Here is a 15,466-nt window from a genome sequence, read left to right as displayed (position 1 = left end):
GTGAGGAGCGTGAAGGCGGGCTTACTTAGTGCCCTCGGCGCAGGGCTTCAAGGGGCGACGTCGGCACGGCCGTCTTTCGGCAGGTGCGCAACCTTGGCTTCCTTCGCAGGACGCTGCGCTTCCCCGCCCATCGTGCACTGACCTTCGAAGACGACGCCCTCGTGGATCACCAGCGTGGGCGCCGAGATGTTGCCGATGAGCTTGCCCGGAGCGCGAATCTCGAGGCGCTTGCGGGCCGTCACGTCGCCCGTGACCTTGCCGTGGATCACGATCGAGTTGCCGACGATCTGCGCGTTGATGACGGCGCTCTCGCCGATCGTCAGCGTGTCCTGGGCCGCGATCTCGCCCTCTACCTGTCCCTCGATGCGAACGGGGCCTTCGAACACCAGCTTTCCGGTGACCCGGCTTCCCTTTCCGAGAAAAGCGCTCGTCGCGCTGCCGTCCTCCGGCATGGGCCTGCTCCTCTCGCGCTCGCCCGCGGTCGCCACCTCGCCACCACTCGTCGCGGGGACGGGAGGAGGTCCGAAGCTCCGATCGTTACGCTCGCGATCCTTCCCGAAGATTGCCATCGACGTGCTCCGAAGGTGCTCCGGAAACCCTGGCCACAGGAGGCGCCCGTCCCGAAACGGAGCGCTTCTAGCACCGGGCTGCGCGGAGTGTCAAAACGGCCACGCGCGCAGCGTGGGAGCGCACTCGGCGCCCCTCAGACCCGGGATCCGGCGCGCAGGACGTCGAGCAGACGGTCGAGCTCGAGGTCGGAGTAGAACTCGATCTCGATGGTTCCGCCGCGCCCCTTCGGCGTCATCCGGACGCGGGTCCCGAGGGTGCGGGTGAGGTCCTCCGACAAGGCCCGCCAGTGCGGATCGGCGGCGACCTGTGCGGTGCGCGGGCGGCCGCCCTTCTTCGGCGCGTCGCCGCGCCGGACCTGCGCCAGGCGCTCGGCCTCCGACTTCGGGATGCCCCGGCTCACGATCTCGTGTGCGAAGGCCACCTGGGCTCCTGCCCCGGTCACCGAAAGCACCGCCCGGGCATGTCCGGCGGTCAGGTCACCGGCCTCGAGCTGAGCCTTCACCGGCTCCGGGAGGCTGAGCAGCCGAAGCGCGTTCGCCACCGCCGGACGGCTCTTGCCGACGCGCCGGGCCAGATCCTCCTGCGTGAGTCCGTACTCGTCGATCAGGTGCCGGTAGGCCTCCGCCTCCTCGAGCGGGGTGAGGTCCTCGCGCTGAATGTTCTCGATCAGGGCGAGCTCGAGCCGCTCCTGCGGCTCCGCCTCCCGAACCACGATCGGCACGTGCGGAATGCCAGCCTGCTGCGCCGCCCGCAGGCGGCGCTCGCCGGCGATCACCTCGTAGCCCTGGGCGGCGCGGCGCACGACGATCGGCTGGAGGACACCGTGATGCCGAATCGACTCCGCCAGGGCCGCCAGCGCTTCGACGTCGAAGTGCTTGCGGGGCTGATCCGGGTTGGCGCTGATGTCCGCCACCGCCACCTCGACGGGCGCCGCCGGCGATTCCGTCGCCGGGACCGGGGCCCCCGTCCCCGCGCCCGGCAGCAGCGCCTCCAATCCCCGACCGAGAGCCTTACGCATGAAAACCCCCAAGAATGATTGAGATCTACTCCGCGCCGCCGGCCGCCTGGCGGGCGATCGGTGGGGCGTTCCGTTGGGCGGCGACCTCGGCGGCGAGGGCGCGGTAGGCCACTGCTCCCCGGGACGAGGGATCGTAGCTCATGACCGACATCCCATGGCTCGGCGATTCGGAGAGACGTACGTTACGGGGAATGACGGTGCGGTAGACCTGATCGCCGAAGTGCGTCCGCACCTCCTGCTGGACCTGGCGGGCAAGGCTGTTGCGGCCGTCGAACATCGTGAGGACGAGGCCATCGAGGGCCAGCGTCGCGTTGAGGGCGTCGCGGACGCGGCCGACCGTATCGAGGAGGGCCGTCAGACCTTCGAGGGCGTAGTACTCGGCCTGGAGCGGCACGATGACGCCGTCGGCGGCGCGAAGCGCGTTCACGGTGAGCAGGCTCAGCGACGGCGGGCAGTCGATCAGGAGGAAGTCGTAGTCGTCGCGGATCGGGGCAAGGGCGTCGGCGAGGCGTTGCTCGCGTCCCTGGAGGTTGACGAGCTCGATCTCGGCGCCGACCAGATCCCGAGTCGCCGGCAGCACGTCGAGCTTCTCGACGCTCGTGCGATGGACGGCCTCACGGGCGGGGCGTCCACCGAGCAACACTTCGTAGATGGTGCCGTGGAGCGCCACCGTATGCAGGCCGAGGCCGGTGGTTGCGCTTCCCTGAGGATCGAGGTCGATCACCAGCGTGCGCAGGCCCTCCATCGCCAGGGCCGCCCCCAGATTCACGGCCGTCGTGGTCTTCCCTACGCCGCCCTTCTGATTCACCACCGCCACGACGCGCCCCATCGACAGCTGCTCCGGAGGCGGCTGTAGCATAGAGCTGTTGCCTGGGAAACTGCGCGCTCGACGCTGAATCAGGAAGCCGCGTCGGGCTTGCGGAAGCGCACCAGGATCCGCTTCTCCCCGCGCGGCAGCACGTAGTCTCGGGTCGATTCCAAGGCGAAGCCGAGCGCCACACCGACCGCGTTGGTACGCGCCAGCGACTGGTGGGGTGTTGCCATGACGAGCGCGATCCCTCCCGGCACCACCAGGGGGTAGGCGAGCGGAAGAAAGGCATCGGCGCGGACGGCCCGAGACACCGCGACGGTGGCCGCGTCCCGCAGCCCACGATCCGGCGCGTCCTCGGCCCGCCCAAGGATCGGATCGAGACCTGGAAGCGGAACCGTGCGCGCAACCTCCGCGAGAAAGCTCACCGGCCGCCGGCGGGACTCGAGAAGACTCACGCGGGCGTCGGGTCTGGCGCAGGCTACGACGACGCCGGGAAATCCGGCCCCGGACCCGATGTCCACGAGGTGTCCGGAGGTCGAAACCTCCGCTGCGACCGCCAAGGAGTCCGCGACGTGGCGGTCGACCAGGCTGTCCCGATCACGGTCCCCTGTGAGGTGGAACCGCCGGTTCCACAGCATCAGCAGATCGAGATAGCGGACCAGCCGCTCCGTGGAGGCGGCGTCCAGCTCTCTGTAGCCGACCTGGCGCGCGGCGCCGGCGATTCGCGACTCGGGCCGCTCCATCGGGAATCCTCCGCCTACGGTCGCGAATGCCCAGGATACTGCGGGACGATCCTCACGCGACGGAGCTTCCCCTCGGCTTCACGGCGCGTCGTGGCGCCTCCTCCCGCTCGTAGAGCGAGTCGGATGATGCGCCGATCTCGGGCGCCCGTCGGGCTGATGGCGACGCCAGTTCCCTTGGCAAGCGCCCGCTCCGCCGACCGATGCGCCATCGGAACCAGCGAACGCTCGCGGCGCTCCCGATAGGCCTCGACATCGGTGGTCACCTTGGCGGTGCGAACGTAGTCGCCGAACACGATGCGGCCCAAGACGTGCTCGACCGCGTCGAGGGTTTGCGCGTGGCGACCGATCACCGACCCATCGTCTGGTCCGACGACGCTCCCTGGCTCGTTCCCGGTGCTCCGGCTGACGTCGCAGGAGAGCTCGAGTCGACGCCGCACATCGACGAGGACCAGCGCGGCGGGCACGCCACGCTTTCTACTTGAGGTTTCCGGGGAAACCCCGGTCCCGGGTGTGACCCGGACGCGTGCCTTCCCCCCGCCCGACGGTCGCCCTACGCTCTCGCCCTCGAGCCGAGTCAGCCTACCCTCGATCGCCGCCTCGACCTCCAGCGAGTGCACCGCCCCGGCATCCGTCAGGCTTGGCGTAGCATCCAGTACTGCTGGGCGATGCTGAGGACGTTGTTCACCAGCCAGTAGAGCACCAGCCCGGACGGGAATCCGATGAACATGAAGGTGAACACCACCGGCATCAGCAGCATGATCTTCTGCTGTGTCGGATCTCCCTGCTGCGGGGTCAGCCACTGCTGGAGAATCATGCTGCCTCCCATCAGCAGCACCAGCACCGGGATGCCGATCCCGGCAACCATGAGGCGGTCCGGCGCGGCGAGGTCGTTGATCCAGAGCATGAACGGCGCGTGCCGCAGCTCGATGGAGTGCATCAGGGCGTTGTAGAGGCCGACGAAGATCGGGATCTGGAGCAGCATCGGCACGCACCCGGAGAGCGGGTTCACCTTGTTGCGCCGGTACAGCTCCATCATCTCCTTCTGGAGCGCGACCTGGTCGTCCTTATGGCGATCCCGCAGGCGCTGCATTTCCGGCTGGAGCTTCTGCATGGCCTTCATGCTGCGCAGCGACTGCTGCGTAAGCGGGATCGTGACCGCCTTCACACACGCCGTCAGCAGAATGATGTCGACGCCGTAGTTCCCGCTGATCTTGTGGAGCAGCTTCAGCGCCTGGAGGAGCGGGATCGCGATGAACCAGAAGTAGCCAAAGTCGAGGACGCGATCGAGCTGATGTCCGGCGTCCGCCAGCACACCGCGCTCCTTCGGTCCCACGAAGAGGTGGAACGACGCCCGCCCATCCACCGTCTCCTCGTCGATGCGCACGATCGGCGTCCCATCGGTCGCGCCGAGCAGTGCCTTCCCGGTCGTCGACGGAAGGCCGAGCACCACGAAGTACTGGGCAGAGAACCCTGCCCACACCGCGTTCTCGATCGTGGTGCTCTCTTCCTTCAGATCGTGCGGAGTTTTCGACGTGGTCTTGTCGTCCGCGAAGACGACCGCCGTCTCGTAGCCGGGCTGGTTTCCCCCGAGGGCGCCCTCACTCGCGACCGGGGTGAGGACCAGACCCACCCCGCCCCCCGCCACCGCGACGTGCATATCAAATAGATAACTATCTCCCTTGAAGCGCAGCGTCTTGCTGATCGGCTCCCCGCTGGGCAGGGTTCCCGACAGGACCACTTCGCCCTCGTCGGCGCCCGTCACGAGCAGCTCCGCGCGGTCGGCCGTGTAGCGGACACCGACGTCGCTGCCGCTCCCTACCTGCACCGTGAGGGGCAAGACGTCGCCGGGCTCGACGAGGTTCAGGAGCGGGCTCGACGGATCCACCGTGCGCCGGAAATGCGTCAGCAGACACTGCTCGAGCCGCCCACCCTGGAGGTTCAGCTGCGCCTCGAACAGATCGGTGCGGATCGACACACGGGCTCCCGCTTCGTCCGCCACCGGTGCCGCGAGGGCGCCCGTCGGCTTCGCCGGGGCTTCCGCCGGGTTCACCATCGTGAGCGGCTGCGGCGCCCGGGCCTCAGGCGCCGCCGGCGACCCCGCTTCCGGGGGCGGCACGGCGTGTTCGCGGTACGGACGGACGATGAACTGCTCGTATACGAGCAACAGCAGGAGCGAGAGGCCAACGGCCAGCCAGACGCGTCTCTGATCCACGGATCAACCTCGTCGGGACGGCACGGGATCGTAGCCGCCCGGATTCCAGGGGTGACAGCGCAGGAGGCGCCGAATCGCCAGACGGCTCCCCCGCCAGGCTCCATGCGTGCGCAGCGCTTCGAGCGCGAAGGTGGAGCAGCTCGGAGCAAAGCGGCACGCCGGTGGTAGGATCGGACGAACGAGCAGCCGGTAGGCATGCACCCCCGTCACCAGAACCGCCGCCCCGATCCGGTCAGCGCGCTGGTGCCAGCTCCAGGGCGCGCTCGATCTCGGTGACCGCTTGGGCATGGGTGAGGGTGTGGGCGCCGGGCTTCGCGATGACGACGATATCCACGGCCGTCGCCAGCGCCGCGCGACGACGCCGGAAGATCTCGCGAACATAGCGCTTCAAGCGATTGCGGGTGACCGCGTCGCCGACCCGCGAGCTCACGGTGATGCCCACGCGCGACTCGCTGGTTCGGGCGGGAACGCGGATGACCACGAAATGGGGCGTGTGCCGGCGTCGCCCCTCTCGCTGGAGGAGCAGAAACTCACGCCGCCGTCGGAGACGGGCGCTCTTCGGGAAGCTGGCGGAAGAGCCCGTCACGCCCGTCGCATCACCCCGGCTGCTTGGGAGGGATGCTGACGGTCAGGCGCTTGCGGCCCTTGGCGCGGCGGCGCTTGATGATGTTGCGCCCTCCGGGAGTGGCCATGCGCGCCCGGAACCCGTGGGTCCGCTTTCGGCGCCGGTTGCTCGGCTGATAGGTCCGCTTCATGGGAACCCGCAGTCAACATCACGGGCTCCTGCGCTTGTCAACGTCGATCGAGAGGAAGAGCCGATCGAACGGCTGGAGGCGACGCGCAACCGTGAGGCCCGTCTGCCTCCGTCGCCGGGTTCGACGCCGAACCCGGAGCGGAATCGCGTCGAACCGATCAGACCTCGGCGTCGGGATCGGGGCCTGGGTCCTCGCCGGCCGGCGCTTCGTCGGCAAGCGTCCCTTCGGTCGGATCCTCGACCACCGCCGTCGTCGCGTCGCTCTCGGCGTCGGCCTCCGCCAGGCGTGCGACCGAGGCCAGGCGCTCGCCCTCCTCGAGATCGATCAGCTTGACGCCCTGGGTATTGCGGCCGATGACCCGGATCTCGGCGGCCCGGATGCGGATGACCTTGCCGCCGCTCGTGACCAGCATGAGCTGGCCGTCCTCGCTGACCATGCGGACGCCGATCACCCGGCCCGTGCGGTCGGTCGTGCGCATCGTGATGATGCCCTTGCCGCCGCGGTGCGTGCACCGGTACTCGTCCATCGCGGTGCGCTTGCCGTAGCCGTTCTCGGAGACGGCGAGCAGCGCGTTGCCCGGCTCGACGAGGTCGATGGCGACGACGCTGTCCCCCTCGTCGAGCTTCATGCCCACGACGCCGTAGGTGGAGCGTCCCATGGGGCGGACCTCCGATTCCTCGAATCGGATCGCCTGCCCCTCGGCGGTCGAGAGGATCACCTCGCACTTGCCGTCGGTGAGCTTCACGCCGACGACCTCGTCGCCCGCCTCGAGCGCGATCGCGATCAGGCCCGACGGCCGCGGCGAGGCGTACGACATGAGGTCGGTCTTCTTCACGAGACCGCGGCGGGTCGCGAAGAGGAGGTAGCAGCCCTCCTGGAACTCGCGCACCGGTAGGAACGCCGACAGCTTCTCGTCGGCCTTCAGGCTGAGCAGGTTCGTCACCGCGCGCCCGCGCGCCGTGCGTCCGGCCTGCGGGATCTCGTGGACCTTCAGCCAGTACACCTTGCCCGCCGTGGTGAAGAACAGGATGTACGAGTGCGTCGACGCGACGAAGACATGCTCGACGAAATCCTGGTCGCGCGTGGTCGCCCCGATTTTCCCGCGTCCGCCGCGCCGCTGGGCGCGATAGAGCGTGACCGGGTTCCGCTTCACGTATCCCTCGTGGGAGATCGTGACGACCATGTCCTCTTCGACGATGAGGTCCTCGACGGAGATCGTCCCGACCTCCCCGACGATCTTCGTGCGGCGCTCGTCGCCGTACTTGTCGCGGAGCTCGGTCAGCTCCTGGACGATGATCTTCGTGATCTCGCTCTCGTCGCCCAGGATCTGCCGGTAGCGCGCGATCTGCGCCTCGACCTCGGCATACTCCTGCATGATCTTGTCGCGCTCGAGCCCGGTCAGGCGCTGGAGGCGCATGTCGAGCACGGCTTGCGCCTGGATCTGCGTCAGGCCGAGGGCCGACATGAGGTTCGCGCGCGCGGTCGGCGGGTCGGCGGCGGCGCGGATGATCTGGATCACCTGGTCGAGGTTCTCGACCGCGATCTTGAGGCCCGCGAGGATGTGGAGGCGTTCCTCGGCCTTGCGGAGGTCGTAGATCGTCCGGCGGACGATGACCTCGCGCCGGTGGCGCAGGAAGACCTCGAGCGCGTCCTTCAGGTTCAGCAGCTTCGGCCGGCCGTCGACGATGGCCAGCATGTTCACACCGAAGGACTCCTGCAGCGGGGTGTGCTTGTAGAGCTGGTTCAGCAGCACCTCGGCCACGGCGTCGCGCTTCAGGTCGATCGCGATGCGCATGCCCTCGCGGTCGGACTCGTCGCGCAGGTCGGCGATGCCGTCGAGCTTGCGCTCGTTCACGAGCTCGGCGATGCGCTCGATCAGCCGCGCCTTGTTCACCTGGTACGGGATCTCGGTGACGATGATCGCCGAGCGGCCGGTCTTCTCGTCGGTCTCGACCTCGGCCTTGGCGCGCATCGTGAGAATGCCGCGGCCGTCGTGGTAGGCGTCGCGGATCGCCTTCTTGCCGCAGATGAAGCCGTAGGTCGGGAAGTCGGGACCGGGGATGAACTTCATCAGCTCGTCGATGGTCAGCGCCGGGTTCTCGAGGAGCGCGATCAGCCCGTCGCAGACCTCGGTGAGGTTGTGCGGAGGGATGTTCGTCGCCATGCCGACGGCGATGCCGGCGGCCCCGTTGATGAGGAGGTTCGGGACCTTCGTCGGCAGGACGAGAGGCTCGGAGGTCGAGTCGTCGAAGTTCGGGACGAAGTCGACCGTCTCCTTCTCGATGTCGGCGAGCAGCTCTTCGGCGAGCTGGGTGAGACGGCACTCGGTGTAGCGGTACGCCGCGGGCGGGTCGCCGTCGACGGAGCCGAAGTTTCCCTGGCCGTCGACCAGCGGGTAGCGCACGTTCCACGGCTGGGCGAGGCGGACGAGGGCGTCGTAGACCGCCGAGTCGCCGTGCGGATGGTAGCGCTTCAGCACCTCGCCGACGACGCCGGCGCACTTCGAGTAGCGCCGGTTGTGCAGCAGGCCTTCGTTGAACATCGCGTAGAGGATGCGCCGATGGACCGGCTTCAGGCCGTCGCGGGCGAGCGGCAGGGCTCGACCCACGATGACCGACATCGCGTAATCCATGTAGGACGAGCGCATCTCGTCCTCGATGTTGACGGGTACCCGCTGCGGGTCGTGCTCCATCGCTCGGCGGCGCTCCTAGACGTCGAGGTTGCGGACGTTGAGGGCATTCTCCTCGATGAACTTCCGCCGGGGCTCGACCTCGTCGCCCATCAGCGTCGAGAAGATGATGTCGGCCTCGACGGCGTCCTCGATCTTCACCTGGAGCAGCGTGCGGGTGGACGGATCCATCGTCGTCTCCCACAGCTGCGAGGGGTTCATCTCGCCGAGCCCCTTGTAGCGCTGCATCTCGAGCCCCTTGCGGGCCTCGGCCATGATGCGCGCCAGGGCCTGGGACAAGCTGGGGACGCTCTCGGCCTTCTCCCCCTCGCCGAGGACGAACGGCGGATCGCCGGCCAGCGCCAGCTCGCGTGCGATGCGGCGGGCCTCGTCGAACTCGGGCGACGTCAGCAGCTCGCGGTCGAAGACGTTGCGGGTCTGGGCCCCGTTCGAGCGCGTCGACGCGACCAGGCGCAGGCAGCCGTGCTCGCGGTCGTCCTCGTAGCCGAAGCCGACCGGGACGATGTCCGGGGCCGTGGTCTGGAGGTATCGTTGCGCCGCCTCGACCACCTCATCCAGCACGCCACGGTCGCCGAGCGCGGCAGCGTCGAAGCGCGGATGCCGGGCCAGGGCGGCGACGATGTAGCGGTTGCGGCCCTTGCGCTCGAGGACATCGAGAACCTTCTCGAGCCGGATCACCTTCTTCACGAGCTGTTTGAGCGGCGTGCCCGAGAGCGCCGGTGCGTTCTGGCCGTGCAGGATGACGTCGCCGGCACCCAGCTCGATCAGGTAGTCCTCCAGCGCCGGCTCGTCCTTCAGGTACTGCTGCGACTTCTGGCGCTTCACCCGGTAGAGCGGCGGCTGGGCGATGAAGAGGTGGCCGCTCTCGATGACGTCCTGGAAGTGGCGGTAGAAGAACGTCAGGAGCAGCGTGCGGATGTGGGCGCCGTCGACGTCGGCGTCGCACATGAGGATGATCGTATGGTAGCGCAGCTTCGCGAGGTCCTTGTCGTCGCGGCCGATGCCGGCGCCGAGCGCCGTGATCAGGAGCTTGATCTCCTGCGACGAGAGCATCTTGTCGAAGCGCGCCTTCTCGACGTTTAGGATCTTCCCGCGTAGCGGCAGGATCGCCTGGTTCTTGCGGTCGCGGCCCTGCTTCGCCGAGCCGCCGGCCGAGTCGCCCTCGACGATGAACAGCTCGGACTTGGCCGGATCGCGCTCCTGACAGTCCGCCAGCTTTCCCGGGAGCGAGCCGCCGTCGAGCGCGCCCTTGCGCCGCGCGAGCTCCTTCGCCTTGCGGGTGGCCTCGCGCACCCGCGCAGCCTCGAGCCCCTTCATGACGACGCGCTTCGCCTCGGCCGGATGCTCCTCGAGGTAGATCGCGAGACGGTCGTTCACGAGCGTCTCGACGATGCCCTTCACCTCGCTGTTGCCGAGCTTCGTCTTGGTCTGGCCCTCGAACTGCGGCTCCGGGACCTTGACGCTGATCACGGCGGTGAGACCCTCGCGGATGTCCTCGCCCTGGAGGCTCTCGTCGTCCTTCTTCGTGAGGCCGTTCGAGACCGCGTAGGCGTTGACCGTACGCGTGAGCGACGAGCGCAGGCCGATCAGGTGCGTGCCGCCTTCGATCGTGTTGATGTTGTTCGCGAAGGCGTAGACGTTCTCGGCGTAGCCGTCGTTCCACTGCATCGCGATCTCGACGTCGACGCCGTCGCGCGTGCCCTGCAGGTAGATCGGCTCCTCGTGGATCGGGCTCTTGGCGCGGTTCAGGTGCTGCACGAAGGAGACGATGCCGCCCTCGTAGAAGAAGTCGTGCTCCTTGCGGTCACGCTCGTCGGTGATCGTGATACGTACGCCGCGGTTGAGGAACGCCAGCTCGCGGAGCCGCTGCGAGAGGATGTCGAAGCTGAACTCGGTGCTCTCGAAGATGAGCGCGTCGGGCTTGAAGGTGATGTGCGTACCGCGCTGGTCGGTGACGCCCGTCTCGCGCACCGGCCCCTCGGGCTCGCCGCGCTGGTAGCGCTGCTCGTAGACTTTCCCCTCGCGCCGGACCTCCATCTCGAGGAACTCCGACAGGGCGTTCACGACCGAGATGCCGACGCCGTGGAGGCCGCCCGACACCTTGTACGCACCCTTGTCGAACTTGCCGCCGGCGTGGAGCTTGGTAAGCACGACCTGTGCCGCCGACACGCCCTCGGTGGGATGGATGTCGACGGGGATGCCGCGCCCGTCGTCGACCACCGTCACGCTGCAATCGATGTGGATCGTGACGTCGATGCGGGTGCAGTAGCCGGCGAGGGCCTCGTCGATCGAGTTGTCGACGACCTCGTAGACCAGATGGTGGAGACCGCGTTCGCCGGTGTCCCCGATGTACATCCCGGGGCGCTTCCGGACGGCCTCCAGCCCTTCCAGAACCTTGATGTTGTCGGCGCCGTAGTCGGAGGCCTGGGGGCCTTGCTCGACCGGCCCCTGCGGATCCTGAGTGCTCATAGGCGTGCGAGGGGGAACGGAACTTTATACCGTCCCCGCCCCCGGGGCGCCACTTCGCGACCACGGTCCGCGGGCGTGTCGGCGAGAGCCGCCCGGGGACGTCCGAAGGTCCCCACTACAGGCGCATGGGCATGAGGACGTAGGTGTAGGTCGGGTCCTGGGAGCCGCGCAGCAGGCCCGGACCCACCTCCTCGGTGAGCCCCAGCTCGATGACGTCGCCCTGGGCATGCACGTTGAGGACGTCGAGCAGGTAGCGCCCGTTGAAGCCGATGCTCATCGACTCGCCGCCGTAGGAGGCCTCGATGTCCTCGCTGGCCTCGCCGAGATCGGGGTTGCTCGCCGACAGCTCGAGGCTGCCCTTCTCGAAGTGCAGCTTCACGCCGTGGGAACGCTCGCTCGCGAGCAGCGAGATGCGCCGGACGGCCGCCTGGAAATCGTCGCGGTTCACCTGTGCCCGGGCGCGGGTCGAGGCGGGAACCACCTGGCGGTAGTCGGGGAACTCGCCCTCGACGAGGCGCATGAAGAACGACAGCTGCGGCGTGTGCACGCGAACGTCCTTCTCGGCCACGACCAGGGTGAGCTCGGCCTCGCCCGTCTCGTCGAGGAGCTTGCGGACCTCGACCAGACCCTTGCGCGGCATGATGACCCCGCGCGGCAGCTTGGCGTCGGCGACCGAGCGATCGATCATCGCGAGGCGGTGACCGTCGGTGGCCACCATGCGCAGGATGCCGCCCTCGGCCGACTCGACGTATACGCCCGAGAGGTTGAAGCGGGTCTCGTCCTGCGAGACGGCGAACAGCGTCTTGTCGATCATCTCGCGGAGCGTACCCGCCGCGATCCGGATCGGGGTGCCCGTGCCAGCGTTGGCCCCGAAAGGCAGCTGGGGATAGTCCTTGGGATCGAGGCTGACGACCTTGAAGCGCGATCGCCCCGCGACCACGTCGACCCAGCCCGCCGTGCCGACCTTCAGCGTGACGTCCTCGGCCGCCAGCTCGCGCGCGATCTCGTAGACCTTGCGCGCGTTCACGGTGACGGCTGCCTGCTTCTTCATCTGGGCCGGCACCGTGACGCGGAGGCCGACCTCCATGTCGGTCGCGGTGAGCGCGATGCCGCCCTCGCTCGGCTCGAGCAGCACGTTGGCCAGGATCGGCTGCGGCGTCCGCCGCTCGACGACGCCCTGAACGAGGTGCAGCCCCCGTACCAGGTCGTCACGCTTCAGTGTGACTTCCATGCCTCACCTCGGAATTGGGGCGTTGTCCCCGTCATCCCCGATCCCGGTTACTTCCGATCTCCTGTGTTCTAAGAGATCCGTCGTCGCCGTAGGGCCTGTGGACGTCGTGGACAAACCGCGTCCGCTGGCGATTTTCCTAGTGGATCGGGCCGTCCTTTGTCCACACCGCGGAGCGGGATTGTTCACCGTCCGTCCTCCCGACGCAGCCGTTGCTCGAGCTGCTCGACGATGAGCTGGAATCCGACGTTGCTCTTCACACGATCGCGGGTGGCGTCGACGCCGTGCTTGATCGTGGTGTGGTCGCGTCCGAACAGCTCGCCGAGCCGCGGGAACGACGCACCGAGCAGGTGACGCGCGAGGTACATCGCGAGCTGTCGCGGCTCGGCGACGTGTTTGCTGCGCCGGCGTCCGAGCAGATCCTGTCGTCGCAGCCCATAGTGCTCGCACACGACCGTCGTGATCGCGTCGAACGTGATCGTCGAGGCCGCGCCTGCGAGGCTCGCCTGGAGCACGGCGCGGGCGTAGTCGATCGTCAGTGGGTGGTGCTGCAGCGATGCGTGCGCCGCGAGACGTGTGAGCGCGCCCTCGAGCTCGCGTACGTTGGAAGCGATGCGCTCGGCGAGAAACAGTGCGACCTCGGGTGGTAGGGCGACGCCGTCGAGCTCGGCCTTGCGCTGCAGGATGGCGACGCGCGTCTCCACGTCGGGCGGCTGGATGTCGGCGATGAGGCCCCACTCGAAGCGGCTGCGCAGGCGCTCCTCGAGCTCGGGGATGTCCTTCGGCACCTTGTCCGAGGTGAGGACGATCTGCCGGCGCTGCTCGTGCAGGGCGTTGAAGGTGTGGAAGAACTCCTCCTGGGTGCGCTCGCGCCCGGCGAGGAGCTGGACGTCGTCGAGGAGCAGCATGTCGACCTCGCGGTACCGCCGTTTGAACTCCTCCATGCGGTCCCGCTTCAGCGACGAGATGAGCTCGTTCATGAACGTCTCGGCGCTGATGTAGACGATGCGGGCGTCGGGATGGCGCTCGAGGAAGGCGTGGCCGATGGCGGTCGCGAGGTGCGTCTTTCCCAGCCCGACGCCGCCGTAGATGAACAGCGGGTTGTAGTGGTTGCCCGGACGACCGGCGACGGCGCGGCAGGCCGCGTGCGCGAACTGGTTCGAGCCGCCGACGACGAAGCTCGAGAAGGTGTAGCGCAGGTTGAGTCCGGCGCGGCGTGCGTTGGCGTCCTTGTCGCCGCGTTGGAGCGGGACCTCGGGGAAGAGCTCGCCCTGGCTGCGCTGGGCGACCTCGAGCGTCACCTGGCGCGCGCCGACGATCTCGCCGACGACCTCGCGCAGCTGCGCGAGATAGTGGTCCTGCACGCATGCCGCGACGAGACGGCTCGGCGCCTCGATGCGCAGCTCGACGGCATTGAGCGCCAGCGGCCGTAGCGGGCGGAGGAGATCACGATGATCGTTGGCGCTGACCCGGAGCGCGAGGCGCTCCTGGACCTCTCGCCACACCCGCTCGAGCTGCGTTGGCGCGCTGCGCAGACCCTTGTCCACCGCTGTCGTCGTGTCCGCCGCGTTGCCGGAAGGGTCGACCTTGTAGGCGATGCCATGCTCCCCACGCAAGGCCGTGCGGGCTTCATTGCGGCTCCGGGAGGGGCGTGTTACCCGCGCAACGTGGGCGACACCTCCGACAAGCTCTTCGCCGAGGCGCGCGCCGTCATTCCGGGGGGCGTCAACAGCCCGGTGCGCTCCTGGCGTGCCGTCGGAGGAAACCCCGTCTTCATCCAGCGCGCGCGCGGCGCAACCGTGACGGACGCCGACGGCGAGACCTACGTCGACTTCGTCGGCTCGTGGGGCCCGATGATCCTCGGCCACGCGCATCCCGACGTCGTGCGCGCCGTCGCCGAGCGCGCCAAGCTCGGGACCAGCTTCGGCGCGCCGACCGCGATCGAGATCGAGCTCGCCCGTCTGGTGAACGAGGCCATGCCGTGCGTCGAGCAGGTACGCCTCGTCAGCTCCGGGACGGAGGCGACGATGTCGGCGCTGCGTCTCGCCCGCGCGGCGACCGGGCGCGACGGCATCGTCAAGTTCGCGGGCTGCTACCACGGACACGTCGATGCGTTGCTCGTCCGAGCGGGCTCCGGGGCACTGACGCTCGGGGTGCCGGACAGCCCGGGCGTTCCGTCCGCGGTGACGGCGCTGACGCACGTCTGCGAATTCAACGACGTCGACGGCGTGCGGACCTTGTTGCGCGAGCGGGGGCAGGAGATCGCGGCCGTCATCGTCGAGCCGGTCGCCGGCAACATGGGCACGGTCCCGCCGGCCGGCGGGTTTCTCGAGGCGTTGCGCGAGGAGACTGCGCGCTGCGGCGCCCTGCTCGTCTTCGACGAGGTGATGACGGGCTTCCGCCTCGGCTTCGGCGGCGCTCAGGGTCTCTACGGCATCCGTCCCGACCTCACCTGCCTCGGCAAGGTCGTCGGCGGCGGAATGCCGCTGGCGGCCTTCGGCGGTCGCAGGGAGCTGATGCAGCAGATTGCGCCGGCCGGTCCCGTCTACCAGGCGGGTACCCTGTCGGGGAATCCGCTCAGCGTCGCGGCCGGGATCGCGACGCTCAGGTTCCTGCGTCAGAACGAGGGTGCCTACCGTCGCCTCGACGACCTCGGCCGCCTGGCGGAGGAAGGTCTCACCGCGGCGCTGGCTGCGGCCGGACGCACGGGCTGTGTGAACCGCGTCGGCTCGATGTTGACCCTCTTCCTCGGGGTGGACCGCGTGACGGACTACGCCTCGGCGACCCGGGCCGACACCGAGGCCTTCGGCCGATTCTTCCGCGGCATGCTGGACGAGGGTCTGTATCTTCCCCCGTCGCAGTTCGAGGCGATGTTCATCTCCCTCGCCCACGGCGAAGCCGACATCGACAGGCTCGTGCAGGGAGCGCGGCGGGTCCTCACGCGCTGACGGCCATGCCGCCGTCCTCCTCC

The 15,466-nt window shown here is 68.6% G+C and carries 14 protein-coding genes; 1 reads left to right on the top strand and 13 read right to left on the bottom strand.

Features of this window, described 5'->3' with window-relative positions:
* Positions 1-47 precede the first annotated feature (47 nt).
* From KIT14_02425 to dnaA, 13 genes are all read right to left on the bottom strand, one after another.
* On the bottom strand, positions 48-452 hold the full coding sequence (locus KIT14_02425) for a polymer-forming cytoskeletal protein (GenBank protein ID MCW5889388.1): 405 nt from the start codon (positions 450-452) through the stop codon (positions 48-50).
* Positions 453-703: 251 nt separating this feature from the next.
* Entirely contained in the window at positions 704-1,588 is an 885-nt protein-coding gene (locus KIT14_02420; GenBank protein ID MCW5889387.1) for a ParB/RepB/Spo0J family partition protein, read from the bottom strand.
* A 25-nt stretch (positions 1,589-1,613) separates the two neighbouring features.
* The gene (locus KIT14_02415; protein MCW5889386.1) at positions 1,614-2,417 is read right to left on the bottom strand and encodes a ParA family protein; all 804 of its coding nucleotides are present in this window, start codon (positions 2,415-2,417) and stop codon (positions 1,614-1,616) included.
* Between the two features lie 68 nt (positions 2,418-2,485).
* Positions 2,486-3,142, bottom strand: coding sequence for a 16S rRNA (guanine(527)-N(7))-methyltransferase RsmG (gene rsmG / locus KIT14_02410; GenBank protein ID MCW5889385.1), 657 nt, complete (start codon positions 3,140-3,142; stop codon positions 2,486-2,488).
* 14 nt (positions 3,143-3,156) lie between these two features.
* Complete coding sequence (locus tag KIT14_02405) at positions 3,157-3,606, bottom strand: hypothetical protein (protein ID MCW5889384.1); 450 nt, start codon at positions 3,604-3,606, stop codon at positions 3,157-3,159.
* Positions 3,607-3,773: 167 nt separating this feature from the next.
* Positions 3,774-5,354: a membrane protein insertase YidC gene (yidC, locus tag KIT14_02400; GenBank protein ID MCW5889383.1), complete on the bottom strand. Its 1,581-nt coding sequence runs from the start codon at positions 5,352-5,354 to the stop codon at positions 3,774-3,776.
* A gap of 3 nt (positions 5,355-5,357) precedes the next feature.
* Positions 5,358-5,582, bottom strand: a complete 225-nt coding sequence (gene yidD, locus KIT14_02395) for a membrane protein insertion efficiency factor YidD (protein MCW5889382.1) — start codon at positions 5,580-5,582, stop codon at positions 5,358-5,360.
* 4 nt (positions 5,583-5,586) lie between these two features.
* Positions 5,587-5,940 carry a ribonuclease P protein component gene (rnpA, locus tag KIT14_02390; GenBank protein MCW5889381.1) on the bottom strand — a complete coding sequence of 118 codons (354 nt, stop codon included), beginning with the start codon at positions 5,938-5,940 and terminating at the stop codon, positions 5,587-5,589.
* 10 nt (positions 5,941-5,950) lie between these two features.
* Positions 5,951-6,109, bottom strand: coding sequence for a 50S ribosomal protein L34 (gene rpmH, locus KIT14_02385; protein ID MCW5889380.1), 159 nt, complete (start codon positions 6,107-6,109; stop codon positions 5,951-5,953).
* Positions 6,110-6,266: 157 nt separating this feature from the next.
* Positions 6,267-8,801, bottom strand: a complete 2,535-nt coding sequence (gene gyrA, locus KIT14_02380; protein MCW5889379.1) for a DNA gyrase subunit A — start codon at positions 8,799-8,801, stop codon at positions 6,267-6,269.
* A gap of 15 nt (positions 8,802-8,816) precedes the next feature.
* Positions 8,817-11,267 carry a DNA topoisomerase (ATP-hydrolyzing) subunit B gene (gene gyrB / locus KIT14_02375; GenBank protein ID MCW5889378.1) on the bottom strand — a complete coding sequence of 817 codons (2,451 nt, stop codon included), beginning with the start codon at positions 11,265-11,267 and terminating at the stop codon, positions 8,817-8,819.
* A 115-nt stretch (positions 11,268-11,382) separates the two neighbouring features.
* Entirely contained in the window at positions 11,383-12,498 is a 1,116-nt protein-coding gene (gene dnaN / locus KIT14_02370) for a DNA polymerase III subunit beta (GenBank protein MCW5889377.1), read from the bottom strand.
* Positions 12,499-12,680: 182 nt separating this feature from the next.
* On the bottom strand, positions 12,681-14,042 hold the full coding sequence (gene dnaA, locus KIT14_02365) for a chromosomal replication initiator protein DnaA (GenBank protein ID MCW5889376.1): 1,362 nt from the start codon (positions 14,040-14,042) through the stop codon (positions 12,681-12,683).
* A 54-nt stretch (positions 14,043-14,096) separates the two neighbouring features.
* On the opposite strand from dnaA, the gene hemL reads away from it, so the two are divergent.
* Positions 14,097-15,443: a glutamate-1-semialdehyde 2,1-aminomutase gene (gene hemL / locus KIT14_02360; protein MCW5889375.1), complete on the top strand. Its 1,347-nt coding sequence runs from the start codon at positions 14,097-14,099 to the stop codon at positions 15,441-15,443.
* Positions 15,444-15,466: the final 23 nt, after the last annotated feature.

It is taken from the genome of bacterium (assembly GCA_026129405.1).
GTDB lineage: Bacteria > Desulfobacterota > Binatia > DP-6 > DP-6 > JAHCID01.
Note: the sequence above shows the minus strand (reverse complement) of the source record. Positions and strands in the feature narration are given on the sequence as shown.

Excerpts from the sequence above, each read along its gene's own strand:
- KIT14_02425 (MCW5889388.1), bottom strand. The coding sequence starts at position 452 with ATGCCGGAGGACGGCAGCGCGACGAGCGCTTTTCTCGGAAAGGGAAGC.
- KIT14_02420 (MCW5889387.1), bottom strand. The coding sequence starts at position 1,588 with ATGCGTAAGGCTCTCGGTCGGGGATTGGAGGCGCTGCTGCCGGGCGCG.
- KIT14_02415 (MCW5889386.1), bottom strand. The coding sequence starts at position 2,417 with ATGGGGCGCGTCGTGGCGGTGGTGAATCAGAAGGGCGGCGTAGGGAAG.
- rsmG (MCW5889385.1), bottom strand. The coding sequence starts at position 3,142 with ATGGAGCGGCCCGAGTCGCGAATCGCCGGCGCCGCGCGCCAGGTCGGC.
- rpmH (MCW5889380.1), bottom strand. The coding sequence starts at position 6,109 with ATGAAGCGGACCTATCAGCCGAGCAACCGGCGCCGAAAGCGGACCCAC.
- gyrA (MCW5889379.1), bottom strand. The coding sequence starts at position 8,801 with ATGGAGCACGACCCGCAGCGGGTACCCGTCAACATCGAGGACGAGATG.
- gyrB (MCW5889378.1), bottom strand. The coding sequence starts at position 11,267 with ATGAGCACTCAGGATCCGCAGGGGCCGGTCGAGCAAGGCCCCCAGGCC.
- dnaN (MCW5889377.1), bottom strand. The coding sequence starts at position 12,498 with ATGGAAGTCACACTGAAGCGTGACGACCTGGTACGGGGGCTGCACCTC.
- hemL (MCW5889375.1), top strand. The coding sequence starts at position 14,097 with ATGCTCCCCACGCAAGGCCGTGCGGGCTTCATTGCGGCTCCGGGAGGG.